This is a genomic window from Paludibaculum fermentans (genome assembly GCF_051172195.1).
GTDB classification, from domain to species: Bacteria; Acidobacteriota; Terriglobia; order Bryobacterales; family Bryobacteraceae; genus Paludibaculum; species Paludibaculum fermentans_A.
Genome location: NZ_JBPJAQ010000005.1, coordinates 215,635 through 231,147, shown reverse-complemented (window position 1 = coordinate 231,147; position 15,513 = coordinate 215,635). Strand labels below are relative to the sequence as shown.

The 15,513-nt window shown below is 64.4% G+C and carries 13 protein-coding genes; 8 read left to right on the top strand and 5 right to left on the bottom strand.

Annotated features, from left to right (window positions below; all coding sequences use genetic code 11):
• Positions 1 to 3 precede the first annotated feature (3 nt).
• Both ACR9Y2_RS39545 and ACR9Y2_RS39540 read left to right on the top strand, forming a co-directional pair.
• Positions 4 to 918 (top strand): DUF58 domain-containing protein, encoded by a 915-nt coding sequence (locus ACR9Y2_RS39545; protein ID WP_435047441.1) that lies wholly within the window; start codon positions 4 to 6, stop codon positions 916 to 918.
• 3 nt (positions 919 to 921) lie between these two features.
• Positions 922 to 5,169, top strand: a complete 4,248-nt coding sequence (locus ACR9Y2_RS39540) for a VWA domain-containing protein (protein ID WP_435047440.1) — start codon at positions 922 to 924, stop codon at positions 5,167 to 5,169.
• A gap of 268 nt (positions 5,170 to 5,437) precedes the next feature.
• Here ACR9Y2_RS39540 and phnX read toward each other — a convergent pair whose 3' ends face one another.
• The 3 genes from phnX to ACR9Y2_RS39525 all read right to left on the bottom strand — a co-directional run bounded on the left by phnX (position 5,438) and on the right by ACR9Y2_RS39525 (position 9,596).
• Positions 5,438 to 6,268, bottom strand: coding sequence for a phosphonoacetaldehyde hydrolase (gene phnX, locus ACR9Y2_RS39535; RefSeq protein WP_435047439.1), 831 nt, complete (start codon positions 6,266 to 6,268; stop codon positions 5,438 to 5,440).
• 2 nt (positions 6,269 to 6,270) lie between these two features.
• On the bottom strand, positions 6,271 to 7,410 hold the full coding sequence (locus ACR9Y2_RS39530) for a 2-aminoethylphosphonate--pyruvate transaminase (protein ID WP_435047438.1): 1,140 nt from the start codon (positions 7,408 to 7,410) through the stop codon (positions 6,271 to 6,273).
• Between the two features lie 140 nt (positions 7,411 to 7,550).
• Positions 7,551 to 9,596, bottom strand: a complete 2,046-nt coding sequence (locus ACR9Y2_RS39525; protein WP_435047437.1) for a prolyl oligopeptidase family serine peptidase — start codon at positions 9,594 to 9,596, stop codon at positions 7,551 to 7,553.
• A 40-nt stretch (positions 9,597 to 9,636) separates the two neighbouring features.
• Between ACR9Y2_RS39525 and ACR9Y2_RS39520 the strand changes: the two genes are divergently transcribed.
• From ACR9Y2_RS39520 to ACR9Y2_RS39510, 3 genes are all read left to right on the top strand, one after another.
• On the top strand, positions 9,637 to 10,155 hold the full coding sequence (locus ACR9Y2_RS39520; protein WP_194448574.1) for a gamma carbonic anhydrase family protein: 519 nt from the start codon (positions 9,637 to 9,639) through the stop codon (positions 10,153 to 10,155).
• A 10-nt stretch (positions 10,156 to 10,165) separates the two neighbouring features.
• Positions 10,166 to 11,410, top strand: a complete 1,245-nt coding sequence (gene hisS, locus ACR9Y2_RS39515; RefSeq protein ID WP_435047436.1) for a histidine--tRNA ligase — start codon at positions 10,166 to 10,168, stop codon at positions 11,408 to 11,410.
• A 91-nt stretch (positions 11,411 to 11,501) separates the two neighbouring features.
• Positions 11,502 to 12,038 (top strand): hypothetical protein, encoded by a 537-nt coding sequence (locus ACR9Y2_RS39510; protein WP_435047435.1) that lies wholly within the window; start codon positions 11,502 to 11,504, stop codon positions 12,036 to 12,038.
• Between the two features lie 163 nt (positions 12,039 to 12,201).
• Here the strand turns inward: ACR9Y2_RS39510 and ACR9Y2_RS39505 are convergent, their stop codons facing one another.
• Positions 12,202 to 12,684, bottom strand: a complete 483-nt coding sequence (locus tag ACR9Y2_RS39505; RefSeq protein ID WP_435047434.1) for a hypothetical protein — start codon at positions 12,682 to 12,684, stop codon at positions 12,202 to 12,204.
• A gap of 33 nt (positions 12,685 to 12,717) precedes the next feature.
• On the opposite strand from ACR9Y2_RS39505, the gene ACR9Y2_RS39500 reads away from it, so the two are divergent.
• The 3 genes from ACR9Y2_RS39500 to ACR9Y2_RS39490 all read left to right on the top strand — a co-directional run bounded on the left by ACR9Y2_RS39500 (position 12,718) and on the right by ACR9Y2_RS39490 (position 14,275).
• The gene (locus ACR9Y2_RS39500; RefSeq protein WP_435047433.1) at positions 12,718 to 12,972 is read left to right on the top strand and encodes a hypothetical protein; all 255 of its coding nucleotides are present in this window, start codon (positions 12,718 to 12,720) and stop codon (positions 12,970 to 12,972) included.
• A gap of 132 nt (positions 12,973 to 13,104) precedes the next feature.
• On the top strand, positions 13,105 to 13,218 hold the full coding sequence (locus tag ACR9Y2_RS39495; protein ID WP_435047432.1) for a PIN domain-containing protein: 114 nt from the start codon (positions 13,105 to 13,107) through the stop codon (positions 13,216 to 13,218).
• 19 nt (positions 13,219 to 13,237) lie between these two features.
• The gene (locus ACR9Y2_RS39490; protein ID WP_435047431.1) at positions 13,238 to 14,275 is read left to right on the top strand and encodes a family 16 glycoside hydrolase; all 1,038 of its coding nucleotides are present in this window, start codon (positions 13,238 to 13,240) and stop codon (positions 14,273 to 14,275) included.
• A 68-nt stretch (positions 14,276 to 14,343) separates the two neighbouring features.
• Here the strand turns inward: ACR9Y2_RS39490 and ACR9Y2_RS39485 are convergent, their stop codons facing one another.
• A complete protein-coding gene (locus tag ACR9Y2_RS39485; protein ID WP_435047430.1) occupies positions 14,344 to 15,159 on the bottom strand; it encodes a hypothetical protein in 816 nt (271 codons plus the stop codon).
• Between the last annotated feature and the right edge of the window lie 354 nt (positions 15,160 to 15,513).

Sequence of the window (15,513 nt, the reverse complement as noted above, 5' to 3'; positions counted from 1 at the left end):
GCCATGGCTGCTCCCCTGCTGGACCGTCAAATTCTGGAACGGCTCGAACGCCTGACCATCCGCTGGCAGAAGTCGTTTCGCGGCCTGGTGGGCGGACATAACGTTTCGCGCTATGCCGGCCCGGGGCAGGAGTTCCTGGACCACCGCAACTTCCACCAGGGCGACGACCTGCGCGCGGTCAACTGGCGCGCCTTCATGCGGCTGGAAAAGCTCTTCCTGAAGATGTTCCAGGTGGAGCCGCGCACGCCCATCCGGCTGCTGCTGGATTCGTCGTCCTCCATGACGGCTTCACCGGAGCCGGGCGCGGGCACCAAGTTCGACTATGCCCGCCGGCTCTCCGCGGCCCTGACCTATGTCGGGCTGGTGCGGCACGACTCCATCCTGCTGCAGCCGTTTCACGAGAAACTGGACGATTCGCACCTCGCTTCCGGCGGCCGCCACCGGTTTGGGCCAGTCAACGATTTTCTCGCTGCTCTCGAACCGGGCGGCCGCACGTCTTACTTCGAGATGGTGCGGCAGTTCATCTCGGCTTACCAGAAGCCGGGGCTGCTGATTGTCGTCTCCGACTTTCTGGACGACGGGGAAGTGTTGAAGCCCTTGCAGTATCTTGCCGATTTCGGCCATGAACTGATGCTGGTGCAGGTTTGGACCGACTCCGACCGGTCGCCGAACCTGAAGGGGGATGTTGTGCTGAGCGACGCGGAATCGGGCGGGTCGCTGGAGATCTCCCTGGACGAGGCAACTTGCCAGGCCTATACGGAAGAGTTCGATCGGTATGCGGGCGCCATAGAAAATCTTGCACTGCGCTCGGGCGGACGTTACGCCGGCTTCTCGACATCCGTCCCATTGGAAGAGGCCATTTTTTCGGCCTTGAATCAAGCCGGCGCGGAACTGCAACGCGCCCCGCGGAGTGCATAGCCTTTGTTTTTTGCCAATCTGAGTGCGCTTGAGTTCCTGGCCCTCTTCACGGCGGTGTCGGCGGCCACCGTGGCCTTGTACCTGCTCATCCGGTCGCGGCGCCAGTACACCGTCGCCACCCTGCGGTTCTGGCAGAATGCCCGGCAGGACGTTCAGCAGAAACGGCGGCGCAAGGTCGACCAGCCGTGGTCCCTGTTGTTGCAGTTGCTGGCCATTGCCTGCCTGCTGCTCGCCATTGCCCAGCCGCGGTTGGGCCGGCCCGATACATCCGGGCTCGACCATATCCTGCTGCTGGACAACTCCGCCTGGCTCCAGAATCCAGCCCTGCATGCCGATTCGCAGCGGTTGGCGCTGGCCTGGTTGAAGCGCGTGCCGTCGCAGGACCGCGTGATGGTGGTGCGGGCCGATTCGCTGGCCACGCCGGTGACGCGGTTTGAGTCGAACCACACGGCGGTAGAGGCCGCGATCAAAGGCTCAGTCGCGTCATCCTCCGCGCTGGACCTGCAGCCGGCGTTCGACCTCGCCCAGCAGGCGATGCGGCTGGAAGCACGCAGCGCGGGCGAGATCCTGTATGTCGGACCCGGGCAGATCGAGCCCTCGTCGTCGCTGAATCCACCCAGGAATCTGCGTGTCCTGAGTACCAAGGCCGTGCCGGCCAACCTGGGGCTGACGCGCGTGACCGTCCGGCGCGATGCCAACGACGCCACCCTGTTCAATGCGTCCGTCACCTCTCGGAATTACTCGTCCACTCCCTACAATGTGCCGTTGACTGTCGGCCTGGGCGGGGCGCTGGTGTCGAACCAGTTGGTGACCCTGGCGCCGCACAGCGACGCTGTTTCGAACTTCTCGTTCCGTTCCACGGCCGCCGGATGGCTGGAAGCGCGGCTGAATGCGCGGGACGGCCTGCCGGCCGACGACCGCGCGCTGCTCGAGATCCCCGTACCGCGCCGGCTGCGCGTCGCCGTCTATTCCAGCGAACCGGACCTGCTGCGGCCCATGCTGAGCTCCGATGCGCGGGTGGAGCCAACTTACTACCAGCCGTCGCAATATGCCTCGAACGTCGACGCGGACCTGGTGATTCTCGACTCCTTCTCGCCCGCCACCTTGCCGCTGAAGGCAAGCCTGCTGATCCGCCCGGGGACGAACGACGCCACCATCACCCGCTGGAACTCGGGCCAGCCCATCGCTTCCGGCATCCACTCCAAGGACATGAAGCTGAAGGGCGCGCGCGTACTGACGCCTGGCAGCGGAGACGTTGTGGTGGCAGAAACCGCGCAGGGGCCGGTGATTCTGGCCAGCGCCGTCCAGGGGCAGCCGAAGCGCGTGACGCTGGGTTTCCATCCCCTGCATTCCGACCTGCGCTACGAGCTGACGACGCCATTGCTCTTCGCCAACCTGATGCAGTGGATCTCGCCCGAGACATTTCTGCGGCAGGAGGTGTTGGCCGCCACTCCGGGCTCAGTCAGCGCGGACCTGAATGAACTGGCGGCTCCAGACCAGATCCGTGTACTCGACTCCGATGGCGCGGCGCTGCCGTTCACCGTGGACGGCCGCACGGTACGGTTCTTCACGGCTTCGCCCTCCACCGTGCGCGTGCTGGCGCCCAATTCGGAATTGATGTTCGCCCTGTCGCTGCCCGGCCTGGGCTCCACTGCCTGGGAGATCCCGTCGAGCGCCGCTCGCGGCCTGGCCGCGCCCGTGGCCACCACGCCGCTGCCCAAGGAGATGTGGCAGATCCTGGCCATCCTGGGCGCGCTGCTCATCGCGCTGGAATGGTGGCTCTACCGCAGCAAGCCCGCCGCTCCGCTGGCCATGGTGTTGAAGCTGGCGAGCATCGCCGCTGTCTTGATTTCGCTGTTCCAACCCGGCCTGCCGGTGCACGAGACGAAACTGGGCGTGGCCGTGCTGGCCGATACGTCGGCGAGCATCTCCGGCGGAGACCTGGCTCTGGAATCCAAACTGGTTTCGAGCATAGATGATGCCCGCGGCCGCCATATCGTGCGAGTGCTGCCGTTTGCGCGATCCATCCGGATGGCCCAGCCGCAGGAGTACGCGTCCGGCTGGAAGCTGCGCGGTACGGGCGGCGAGATGGGCCGCGAGACGAGCCTGGAAAGCGCGATTCGCGAAGCCTCGGCGACCCTGCCCGCCGGCCTGATTCCGCGCATCGTGCTCATCTCGGACGGTAAGGAGAACTCGGGTTCCGTGGCGCGCGCCGCCTGGCAGGCACGTCAGTTGGGCATCCCCATCGATACCTTCGCCTTGCCCGGCCAGCCGGAACCGAAGTTGAAGCTGGAATCGGCCCGCCTGCCGGAAGTGGCGTTCACTGGCGAACGTTTTCCCATCGAGCTGAACGTCGAAAGCCCCTCGAAAGCGTCCGGCACGTTGGAACTGCTGGCCGAGGGCAAGCCGCTGGGGTCCACCCAGGTGGCCCTGGAACCGGGCATGAATCATCTGCGGGTCAGCGCCGCGGTGGCGACGCCCGGAGCCATCGATTTCCTGGTCACCCTGAAGTCGCCGGAACTGGGCGAACTGCGCGTCGAGCAGGCCGTTTCGCTGCGCCGGCCGCGGCTGCTCTACCTCTCCCAGGACGCCTCGGGCATGGAGTCGCACCTGTTCGGCACGCTGACAGCGGCCCAATTCGACGTGGTCTCCAATGTCCTGTTCGCTGATGCGCGCTTCGACGACTACCAGTTGGTGCTGTTCAACAACTGGGACATGGAAGCGATGCCGGCCAGCCGGAAGGCAGACCTGGAGCGTTTCGTGCAGCAGGGCGGCGGCCTGATGGTCATCGGCGGCGAACACAATATCTACGTCGACAAGAAGAACCTGCCGCAGGACGCGCTCGACCGCACCCTGCCCGCGCTCATTGCACCGCCGCGCAGTCCGGAAGGCGCCTCGGTCATCCTCATCGTCGACAAGTCTTCCTCCATGGAAGGCCGCAAGATGGAACTGGCCCGGCTCGCCGCCATTGGCGTGGTGGAGAACCTGCGGCCCATCGACCAGGTGGGCGTCCTGATCTTCGACAACTCATTCCAATGGGCGGTGCCGCTGCGCCGCGCCGAAGACCGGACCCTCATCAAACGCCTGGTGGCCGGCATCACTCCGGATGGCGGCACGCAGATTGCCCCGGCCCTCACCGAGAGCTACAAGCGGATGACCACCGCCACCGGCGCGTACAAGCACATCGTGCTGCTGACGGACGGCATCTCGGAAGAGGGCGATTCGATGACGGTGGCGCGCGATGCGGCCAACAACCGGATCACCATCTCCACCGTGGGTTTGGGCCAGGATGTGAACCGCGCCTACCTGGAGAAGGTCGCCCTCACCGCCAAGGGCAAGGCCTACTTCCTGACGGATCCTTCCGGCCTGGAACAGATCCTGCTCAAGGACGTGATGGAGCATACGGGTTCCACCACCATTGAGAAGACCATTCAGCCCAAGGTCGCGCACCAGGCGGAGATCCTGGAAGGCCTGCCCATGGACAAGGCGCCTGCTTTGAAGGGCTATGTCCGCTTCCAGGCCAAGCCGACGGCTGAGACCATCCTGTCCATCACCTCGTCGACGGCTGGCGAGAAGGACGACCCGCTGCTGGCCCGCTGGCAGTATGGGCTGGGCCGCGCGGCCGTGTTCACCTCCGACGCGAAGTCGCGCTGGGCGGCGTCGTGGGTCACCTGGGCTGGCTACGACAAGTTCTGGGCGAACGTGCTGCGGGACCTGCTGCCGCACTCACAGCCTGGTCAATCGACATTGACCAACGACTCCGCCAACGGCAATCTGGTGGTCGAATACCGGCTGTCGCAAGCTGTGCCCGCGCCCGACAAACTGCCGGCTCTGTTTGCAATCGGGCCGGATGGATTTCAGGTTCCGGTGACGCTGGAGCGCCTCAGCGCCGATCACTTCCGCGGCAAGATCCAGGTGGGCAACCGCAAGGGCCTGTTCCGCGTACGCCCCCTGGTGGAATCGCGGGCCTTCCCGGAGGTCGGTTTGTACCTGCCCGAGCCGGAAGTGACGACCTACGGCAACAACACCCTGCTGCTGCAGCAACTGGCGGCCTACACGGGTGGACGGTTCAACCCCGCGGCCAAACGCATCTTTGACTCGACTGGTCCGGGCCTGCCTTCCTCCATGCGTTTGTGGCCGGGGCTGCTGGCCGCGGCCCTGCTGTTCAATCTGCTGGAACTCGCCTGGCGGCGCTTGTTCCCCGGCCTGAAATGGGGCGGTTTGAAGGCCCGCCTGCCGCGCGCGGCTTAGCAGTCCGTGGCAGAAGTCCCGCGAGCCCCGCGGCAAGAGCTTGCGAGCCCACGGCGCGAAGAGCCGACCGAACTAGTGCCGGCCACTCGGAGGAAGGCTCGACAAAGCCGTGGGCCGCAACCTCGTGCCGCCCTTTGGGTTCGCTCCGCCGCCGCTCCGCACTTTGGTCATGGCTCCGCTTTGTTGAAACTCATCTAGTCCCTGGTTAGTTACCGATGCAGTCCAGGCGGCGGTGCGAACGGGGCCGCGCGACTTCTGCCACGGGCTGCTACGGCTTGGCGCCGGCCGCCATGCGGGTGTCGATGGCTTCGATCACCGGCAGCAGGTCCTGCACGCTTTCGACGACGAAATGAGCCCCGGCCGCGCCCAGGCGGTCAGTCGCCCGGGTGACGCGGCGGGTGAGTTCGTCGGGTCCCAGGGATTCGCACTCCTGTTCGGTGAGGCCCACTTCATTGCCGGCCCAGGTGATGCCGATGGTCCACATGCCCGCGTTCAGGCCTTCTTCGATGTCCGCCACCGTGTCGCCTACCTTGACGCAGGCTTCGAGCGGATAGATCCCCATGCGCATGGCGGAAGTAACCGCCATCCACGGTGCAGGGCGTCCGGCCGGCACTTCGTCGGCGCAGATCAGATTGTCGGGCTGGAAACCATGCGGCGCCACGTCGCGCAGCAGGCCCTTGATCATCTCCCGCGTATAGCCGGTGGTCGCGCCGATGCGGATGCCGCGCTTGCGCAGCTGATTGATGGTTTCACTCACCCCGGGAATGACATCGGCGTGGCGGCCGATGGCGGCCGTCTGGATGGGGATGAACTCGGTGAACAGCCGCTCCGCGTCCGCATCGTCCGGCGTCTCCCCGTGCGCCGCGCGCCACTGCTCCACCACGCTGCGCGACTGCAGGATCGCGCGCAGGTGATCCTTCTTGTGGATGCCCATGGCCTGGCGCACATCTTCCACCGCAATCTGGATCTGGTGCCGCTGAAAGAGTTCGATCAGTGCGTCGACCGGAGCGCGGCAGCCGAAATCGACCGTGGTGCCGGCCAGGTCGAAGATCACGGCCCGCACCCGGCCGCGATAGCTGCGGCGATAGACGAAATCCATACTCACCCCCTCACCATAGTGTCGCTCGGGACGGCCGTGGCCGCAGGACGGGCCCAATCGACGCCCATGGAGGTGAGAATGCCGTGCGCCGCGCGGGTGAACCGCTCGAAGTCCTCGGGGTACAGATCGCCAATGGCGGCTACCCGGAAATAGCCGCCCGGGTGGGTATCGCCTGGATCCAGGACAAAGCCTTGCTGCTGCAGAAGGGCGGCAAACAGGTCGAACTGGAAACAGGGGTGGCCCGGTTGACGGAAGGCCGTGACGAGGTGGCTGCGCAGCGGCGCGGGCAGCAGCGGTTCGAAACCCAGCGCACTCATGCCCGCCAGCAGCGTACGGGTGTTGGCGGCATAGCGCGCCTGACGCCCGGGGACCCCGCCTTCCTCCCGCAGTTCCCGCAGACAATGATGCAGCGCCAGCATCACCTGGACCGGCGGCGCGGTCCGCATGCGGCCGGTCTGGCTCTGGGAGAGCCACTGGGCGGCCAGGTCGAAAGTGAAGCCCCGCGCCCGTCCCACACAGGGTTCCAGCGCCGTTCGCCGGGCCAGGACGAACGCGGCGCCCGGAACGCCCTGCAGGCAGCCTTCCGAGGACGCCGTCAGAAACTGGATCGCTCCGCTCTCCATGCCAAGCGGCGCGCCGCCCAGGCTGGCTGAGGCGTCCACGATCAGGCCGCGGCCGTGACGGGCCGCCAACCGCCCGATCTCACCGATGGGATTGAGCAGGCCGGTGGACGCTTCGCAGTGGACGGCGGCGACATGCGTGATGGCGGGGTCGCTCTCCAGGATCAGTCCGATCTGGCCGGGCTCCAGCGGCGCCTGTTCGGGCCACTCGATGCGCCGCGTGTCCACGCCCAGCGCGGCTCCAATGCGGGCAATGCGGCGGCCGCCGCCACCGTTGATCGCCACCAGCAGCCGGCCGGTGCGCGGAATCGCTGAGCCCAGCACGGCTTCCAGTGCGGCGGAACCGCAGCCCGGGAAAAGCACCGCGTCGTACTCCGCCTGGCTCAGGCCCGATACGGCCAGCAACTCGCGGCGGATCTCCGGGACCAGCGCCTGAAACTCACCGTCCTTTTCGCCCAGGTCCCGCAGCATGGCGGATCTGACGCCCTGGCTGACGGTGGCCTGGCCGGGCGTGAGCAGCATTCTTCCACGGCGCGGACGCTCCAGCGCCGTCACGACAGATTTCCCATGTGAGCCAGCAACCCTCTTTCCGCCTGTTGACTGTATCGAAAGAGTATTGCCGTTCAATGACGAAACAAATGCAGCGTGATGACGATTGCCGGTTACGGCTTCTTCGTCCACTCCTCCACCCAGTCCAGGAACGTGGAGTACCACAGCAGCGAATTCTGCGGCTTCAGCACCCAATGGCCCTCATCCGGGAATACGAGCAGCTTGGAAGGCACTTTCTGCGCCTGTAAGGCCGTGAACAATTGCAGGCCCTGGCCATAAGGCACGCGGTAGTCCAGTTCGCCGTGAATCACCAGCGTGGGTGTCTTGAAGTTGGCCGCGCTACGCGAGGGCGACCACTTGTCGTACATCTCCTGGTTCTGCCAGGGGAAGCCTTTGAACTCCCAGGTGGAGAACCACAGCTCTTCGGTCTCGCCGCCCATGCTGGAGAGGTCGTAGACGCCTGCGTGCGATACCAGCGCCTTGAAGCGGTTGGTGTGGCCTGCGATCCAGTCCACCATGTAGCCGCCATAGCTGCCGCCGGAGGCCGCCATGCGATCGCCGTCGGCATAAGGCAGTTTGGCGACATAGTCGGCCACCGCCATGATGTCTTCATACGCCCGTCCACCCCAGTCACCGTTGATGTCGTCGGTGAACTTGGTGCCATAGCCGGTGGAGCCGCGCGGGTTCGGCATCACCACCACAAACCCGGCCGTGGCGAACACCTGCTGGTTCCAGCGGTAGCTGAAGGTCTCGCCCCACGCGCCCTGCGGCCCGCCATGGATTAGGAACAGGACCGGGTACTTCTTGTTCGCATCGAAGTTCGGCGGCTTCAGCAGGTAGGAGTGGACCTGTGCGCCCTCGGCGCCGGCCACAGTGAACTCCTCCAGCTTGCGCAGGTCGTGGCTCGCCAGGAACGCCTCGTTCAGCCGGGTCAACGGCTCGGGCGCGCCGCCGGAACTAGCCGCCTTGTAGATCTCGGTCGGGCTGGCGCCGGTCACCTCGGTGTAAACCAGGGTCTTTCCGTCGGCCGTGAACTGCAGGTCGTCGACATGCGTCGCGCCCTGCGTCATGGCCCGCACTCCGCCGCCGTTGACAGAGATCAGTTGCGCCTGCTGGCGGCCGCGGTCTTCCACCGTGAAGGCCAGGCGGCGCGAGTCGGGGTGCCAGGTGAATCCGGTAACATGCCGGTCGAGATTCTCGGTGAGCACGTTGATCCGGCCGGACTCGCGGTCCATCACCACCAGGCGCCAGCGGTCGCTCTCATAACCCGCGCGCACCTGCATGCGCCACGCGATCCACTTGCCGTCGGGCGAATACTGCGGGCTGGCATCGGCGCCTGGACTCGTGGAAATCTTCTTCGGTTCGACGCCGTCCGACGGGCCCTCGATCGGAATCGTGTACAGCTCCCAGTTGGTGCTGGTGGCCTGGTCTTCGTCCAGGTTCGCGGCGTAGCAGACTTCCTTCCCGTCGGGCGAGATGGCATAGTCGCCGCCGCCGCCCAGGGAGAAAGGCGGCACGTCATACCTGAAGCCGGGTGTGAGGTCCTTCACGGCTCCGCCTTCCAGTTGGGCCGTCATCAGGTGCTTCACGCGCTTGCCGCGCCAGGCAGTCCAATGCCGGTACAACAGGCTGGTGTAGGTGCGCGCCTTGACCTTGTTCTTCTCTTCCGCCGCGATCAGTTTGGCGTTGCAGGCGTCGTCGGCGTTGCACTCAGGGTAGACCTCGCTCGTGAAGACCACCGACTTGCCGTCCGGCGCCCAGATCACCCCGTCCGCCTCGCTGCTCAGCTTCGTTACCTGCCTGGGATTGCTCCCGTTGGCGTCCATGATCCAGATCTGGCCGGAACCGCCCCGGGTAGAGATGAATGCGATTGATTTAGAGTCCGGGGAGAATCGGGCGCCGGTATTCCGGCCCTCCGTGGTGATCTTGCGCAGGCCGGTTCCATTCGGCGAAACGAGCCAGAGCTGACGATCCTGGGCGTTCTTGTCGACGTCCACTTCGCCGACGGTAAAGACAACAGCGTGTCCATCAGGGGCGACATTCGGTTCCGAGATTCGCTTTAGCTTCAGCATCTCGGCCGCGGTGAAGGGCGCCTTCTGTGCGTAGGCCGCCACATTCGCCAATAGCAGCACCGCCGTGAACAGCAAACAGAGCTTCATACTCTCGATGATACGATGGTAGTTTCTTGCGGGAACATCTATGATTCGTCCTTACCGGGGTATCTACCCCAGGATCGCCCAGACCGCCTACGTCGACCAGGCCTCCACTGTCATTGGGGATGTCACGATGGGTGAGCGTTCGTCCGTGTGGCCCAGCGCCGTGCTGCGCGGCGATGTGAACAAGATCGTGATTGGCGACGAGACCAACATCCAGGACGGCTCCGTGCTGCATGGAGAGCTGGACCGGTACCCCGTGATTCTGGGGAACCGCGTGACCGTCGGCCACATGGTCTGTCTCCATGGCTGCGTCGTGGAAGATGACGTTTTAGTCGGGATTGGCGCCATCGTCCTGAATGGGGCGAAGATCGGGCGAGGATCGGTGATCGCCGCCGGCTCGCTGGTGCCCGAAGGCATGGAGATCCCCCCAGAGTCGATGGTGATGGGCGTGCCGGCCAAGGTCCGCCGCCAGGTGACGGAAGAAGAGAAGGCGCGGTTCAAGGAAAACGCCCAGCGCTACATCCGTTATCGCCAGGACTACCGCGACGAAGCGGCTCACTAAACAAATCCAAATGATCAAAGCAGTCCGAGGGACCCGAGACATTCTGCCGCCTTCATCGGCCGTGTGGAACCATGTCGAAGCCGTGACGCGCGAGGTGTTTCGCTCGTTCCACTACCACGAGATCCGCACGCCCATCTTCGAAGAGACCGCTCTGTTTGCGCGCGGCGTCGGCGAAGAAACCGACATCGTTTCGAAAGAGATGTATACCTGGGACGACCGCGACGGGTCGTCCATCACGCTGCGGCCTGAGAACACGGCGTCGGTGATCCGTGCCTACATCGAGCATCGCCTGGACCAGATCCCGGGGCTGACCAAGCTCTACTACATCGGGCCCATGTTCCGGCGCGAGCGTCCGCAAAAGGGCCGCTACCGGCAGTTTTCACAGATCGGCGCGGAGTGCATCGGCACCGAAGCCCCGGCCGTCGATGCGGAAGTCATTGAACTGGCGATGGAGATCCTGACACGTTGCGGCGCGCAGAATCCAACGCTGCTGCTGAACTCGGTCGGCTGTAAGAAGTGCCGCCCGGTGTTTGTGGAAGCGCTCCGCGAGCGGCTGCAGTCCGTGAAGGACACCATGTGCACCGATTGCCAGCGCCGCGCGGATACCAATCCGTTGCGTGTGCTCGACTGCAAGGTGCCCGAGGATCAGCCCATCATCGACGCGCTGCCGTCGATCCTCGACTACCTGGACCCGGAGTGCTCCGCGCACTTCGAGACGGTGAAGTCGCTGCTGTCGGCACGCGAACTGAAGTACGAGATCCGGCCGCGCCTGGTGCGCGGGCTGGACTACTACATGCGCACGACCTTCGAAGTGACGCACGGTGCACTGGGCGCGCAGAACTCCATTCTGGGCGGCGGACGCTACGACGGATTGGCGGAGTCACTCGGCTCCAAGGTGCCGGCGCCAGGCATCGGCTTCTCGATCGGCGAGGACCGCCTGGTGATGGCCATCGAGGAGCAGACGAAGGCCGAGGACCTGGCCAGGCTGGATGTGTTCCTGGTGCCCATGGGCGACGCGGCGGTGAAGCATGCGGCCCTGCTGGCCCGCGATCTGCGGCGTGGTGGGCATATTGTCGAGGTCTCAACGGATCACAAGCTGAAGCGCGCGATGGAGACGGCCAACAAGCTGAAGGCGCGCTATGCGCTGATCCTCGGAGACAACGAGATCGAAGCCGGGGTCTATGCGTTGAAGAATATGGCTACCGGCGATCAGCAGAATTTGACGAGGGAGCAACTCCCGTCCGCGCTGCTGTAGTAGCAACCCAATGCCGTTCTCAGGCGCTGCTTGGCAGCACATTCCTCCTGTTGCCGGGGATTTGTATGCTGTACGAGGAGTCCTGCGGAAATTGGACATTGTTGCTCACGGGCTATACACGGCGGCTGCGGCAATATTCGTGAATCGGAGGCTGGCTGCGCCTGTTCGTTTGGGGTGGGCGGTATTCTTCGGTGTCTTCCCCGACCTCGCCAGCTTTACGGTTCCAGCGGTCTTGAGAATCTGGTGGCGCCTGACGGGCGCAACGACGACTCTATTGCCACAGCCTGGGGGGCCGCGCCTCGATTGGGTCTTTGGACTCTACAACTGCGTTCACAGTTTGTTGATCTTCGTTCTGGTCTTTGTGGCCGCATGGATCATTGCGCGGAGGCCGGTGTGGGAGCTACTGGGCTGGTTGCTTCATATCGCGGTCGATATCGTCACGCACCGCGGCTGGTTTGCGATCCAGCCTCTGTGGCCGGTTTCGTCCGTCCACCTCGATGGAATCCCGTGGGAGACGCCCTGGCTTCTCGCAGCCACATACGCGTTTCTGGTGGCCATCTTCTTCGCATTGTGGCGAACTCGCCCTCAGCCATTCCACCAGGGGACCGCGCACAGGCAGTCGCTCTGATTCGCATAGACCCGATGCGAGCAGGGCCGCCAGGCGAAACCCGGACCGATCCAGAGCCGCTGCCATGCCGGCCGCAGCATGGCCGAACAGCCGTCTGTTATCTCGCCAATCCGCCCAATCACGCTAAACTCTGCACCGGAATGAGGGATCTCTCACCTTCCTGCTACTCAGTCTCGCGACCCCGGCCCTGCCGCAAGCGGCGGAACACCTCACCGCCGAACACGAGGTGCGGGAAACCACCAGTCGCTACTTCGCGGCCTGGCAGGACTGCAATCGCGAAACCCTGGCGTCCCTGATTCGCCCGGCCTCCACCGGCTTCAGTTCGGGCGCAACCCGGCTGGGCAACCTGTTCGGACGCACGTCCGGTGACCAAAGAAAGCTCGCCCACTTCATCCGTCACCTGGAATTCCTGCGCCCCGACGTCGCGCTCGTCGAAGCTCTCGATGCGGATAAAGGCTGAGCCACGCAGCGTGGTCACGATATCCTGAACGTCCGCTCCTTCAGCCACCAGGATCTCAGGCAGGGCCGGAGAGGGAATCGCGACCTGTTCCCGGCTAGGGTCGCCAGCGCTGCAGCAGAAGTGGCGGGAATTGGGGTGGTGGCGGCGGGCTCTCAGGTAGATCCGCAGGCGCAGGCCGGTCCGCATGTCGATGCCTGCACTTCATGCTATCGTGCAGGCATGAAGAAGCAGGCACCCGTGGTGCCGTACACCATTCGCGGTGTGCCGAGCGAAGTGGACCTCATCCTCAGGCGCCAAGCAGCCAAACGCAAAGTAAGCCTCAATCAGATGCTTGTCGAAGAGTTGAGCGAAGCGGCCATCGGCACCAGGAACCGGGCCGACTTTTCCGACCTGGTCGGCAAGTGGACACCCGACCCGGCATTCGATGAAATCCTGGCGGCCGGCCGGCAACTTGACCGGGATAGATGGAAATGAGAGTCGCGGCCGGCACGAACCGCCTCACTGATCTATTGCGGGGCGATGCCCGGTTGGCGGAGCGTCTGGGAACGTGGGAGGAAGTTTGGGTTCCGCTCCCGGTGCTAGGCGAACTCAAGGCTGGATTCCATCGTGCCGCACAATGATCTTTGGATCGCCGCGCTCGCGCTGGAACACGATCTCACCCTGATTACGCGCGACCGGCATTTTGAGCGAATCCCGCAACTTCTCCGTGAGTCCGAATGATCAGGTCAAATCATCCAACATGAATCAGAGCCGCCTCGCTTTCCTGTTTCTGGCTTTCACGAATATTGCTCTTCCACAAGCGGCGGATCACGTCACCGCCGAACGCGAAGTGCGGGACACCATCAGTCGCTACTTCGCGGCTTGGCAGGACGGCAGCCGCGAGACCCTGGCTTCCCTGACGCGCCCCTCCTCCACTCGCTTCAGTTCCGGCGCAACCCGGCTGGGCAATCTGTTCGGACGCACGACCGGGGACCAAAGAAAGCTCGCCCACTTCATCCGTCACCTGGAATTCCTGCGCCCCGACGTCGCGGTGGCCGTGGGCCTGTGGCGGGATACCACCCCTGGCGCAGCTTATGCCTCGGGCGCCTTCAACTACACTCTCGTTCATGAGGGACAGTCCTGGAAACTGGCCACGGTCCACGAGACTCTGAATCAGCCGCTCCCCGCGCTCGACAGCTCCGTTCCGGCTGAACCTCTCAAGAAGGACGGAGACTGGGAGATCCTGTTTGACGGGCAATCCTCCGGGCATTGGCTCACACTCGGCGGAGCACGCGATCTGGGGCAATCCTGGCGCGTCGCGGAGGGCTGCCTCATCTCGATGCCCGGCAGCCAGGGCGCCGACCTGCGCAGCGACCGCGAATATCGGTCCTTTGAGATGAAGTGGGAGTGGATGGCCTCCGCGCGCAGCAACTCCGGCGTGAAGTACCGGCTGTTCGGCGCCGACACGATCAACTTTGGACCTGCCCGTTATGCCGCTGGCTGGGAATACCAGATGGCCGACGACGCAGGCGACCCCGGAGCCCGCGTCGACGACCGCCAGAAAAGCGGAGCCCTCTACGGCGTCGTCCCGGTTGCCCAACCAGCCGCCAGGCCGGCCGGTGAGTGGAACGAATCCCGCTTACTGGTGACCGGCGACCATGTGGAGCACTGGCTCAATGGAATATTGACCGCGCGCTACCCAGTGGACTTTGCGTTCGACAGTCCTGTCCTGCTGCAGCACCACGCTTCCGAGGTCCGCTATCGCAACATCCGTGTGCGCAGGATCCTGCCCAACTGACCATCCGCAGGGGCGGCTCCTCGCGGTCGCCGCTGAGCCGCCCCTGTGGCCGGCATCTCTTGCCCGCTCTATTTCCGCGGCTCGTATTTCACTTCCACCTCGGTTCTCACCTTTACCGGTTTGCCGCCCTGGACCGGGGGCTTGTAACTGAATTGAGACCACGGCACCGCTTCACAAAGCTGCGCGCCGGTTTCCAGTTCCGAGATCTTCCCGTCCGAACCAATGATGACCTTGCAGCTCACCGTTCCTCCGGCAGGCTCCCAAACCGGTGCGGGTTGAACGCCCACGCCCGAAATCAGCAGCGCCTTCTGCTTCTCAGCCGGCACAGTGACGATGTTGAGATCCTCATCCTTGTCCACAATGGGTTTGTCGCCCTTCTTGGCGGAGACGTGCAGGATCTTCGTCACCAGCAGGATCGGCCGCGCGGGATACCGCGAAATACGGCCGCGCAAGGCCGAAGCCTTCACATCGACTTCCTCGAAAGACATGCCGGGCCATGCCGTCTTGACGACACGCTCACAACTGGACAGCGGCGGGTAGCCGCCCTTGCCCCCAGCGACGTCCCCAATCTCCTCGATCATCTTTTGCGCGTGGATGCCCTCGACGATGTACTGGTCACCGTCGATCACGTTGGCCGTCCGCTTGGAGAACAGCCGGTATTGCTGTATGCCTTCCCAAACGAACACGGAGCCGCCGCCTCCATTGAGGGCGGAATCGCTCGTCGAGCCCGTGAGCGGCAGAACCCGGAGCTTGCCCTGAATCTTGAAGGGCGGCGGCGCGGCCTTCTTCGCTTCATCAGCCGATGGGCTGCTGGAGCATCCGCTCAAGGCGGCGAGTGCGGTCAGCGCGATTGAGAAACAAACGATGTGAGCTTTGCGGTTCATTCGACATGTCCTCGATTTTGAGATGATTTAGTCCGAATCGAGGCTATCACGCTGCATGACCGCCTGCAACGCAACCGCGAGCGGCCCAGCGGATCGCAAAACCACCGCAACCCAACGGAGCCGCGAACGTAAGTGAGTCGGATAGCCAACCGAACCACCGCACCCAACCCAGTCGGCCCGCCAAACCACCGCAAAACGCAACGAACCACGACCGTCAGGGAGTGGTCCCCACCGCGCCGCCAAACCAGCCGAAGTCGCAAACGGAGCCGTGAACGTCAGTGAGCGGATACCCACCCAAAGCCTCCACTCAGTTCAGCAGTGCGACCCATTGCCTGCGCGTCTTCAACGGATCGG

Excerpts from the sequence above, each read along its gene's own strand:
- ACR9Y2_RS39545 (WP_435047441.1), top strand. The coding sequence starts at position 4 with ATGGCTGCTCCCCTGCTGGACCGTCAAATTCTGGAACGGCTCGAACGC.
- phnX (WP_435047439.1), bottom strand. The coding sequence starts at position 6,268 with ATGGATTTCGTCTATCGCCGCAGCTATCGCGGCCGGGTGCGGGCCGTG.
- ACR9Y2_RS39530 (WP_435047438.1), bottom strand. The coding sequence starts at position 7,410 with ATGCTGCTCACGCCCGGCCAGGCCACCGTCAGCCAGGGCGTCAGATCC.
- ACR9Y2_RS39525 (WP_435047437.1), bottom strand. The coding sequence starts at position 9,596 with ATGAAGCTCTGTTTGCTGTTCACGGCGGTGCTGCTATTGGCGAATGTG.
- ACR9Y2_RS39520 (WP_194448574.1), top strand. The coding sequence starts at position 9,637 with ATGATTCGTCCTTACCGGGGTATCTACCCCAGGATCGCCCAGACCGCC.
- hisS (WP_435047436.1), top strand. The coding sequence starts at position 10,166 with ATGATCAAAGCAGTCCGAGGGACCCGAGACATTCTGCCGCCTTCATCG.
- ACR9Y2_RS39505 (WP_435047434.1), bottom strand. The coding sequence starts at position 12,684 with ATGCGGACCGGCCTGCGCCTGCGGATCTACCTGAGAGCCCGCCGCCAC.
- ACR9Y2_RS39500 (WP_435047433.1), top strand. The coding sequence starts at position 12,718 with ATGAAGAAGCAGGCACCCGTGGTGCCGTACACCATTCGCGGTGTGCCG.
- ACR9Y2_RS39490 (WP_435047431.1), top strand. The coding sequence starts at position 13,238 with ATGAATCAGAGCCGCCTCGCTTTCCTGTTTCTGGCTTTCACGAATATT.
- ACR9Y2_RS39485 (WP_435047430.1), bottom strand. The coding sequence starts at position 15,159 with ATGAACCGCAAAGCTCACATCGTTTGTTTCTCAATCGCGCTGACCGCA.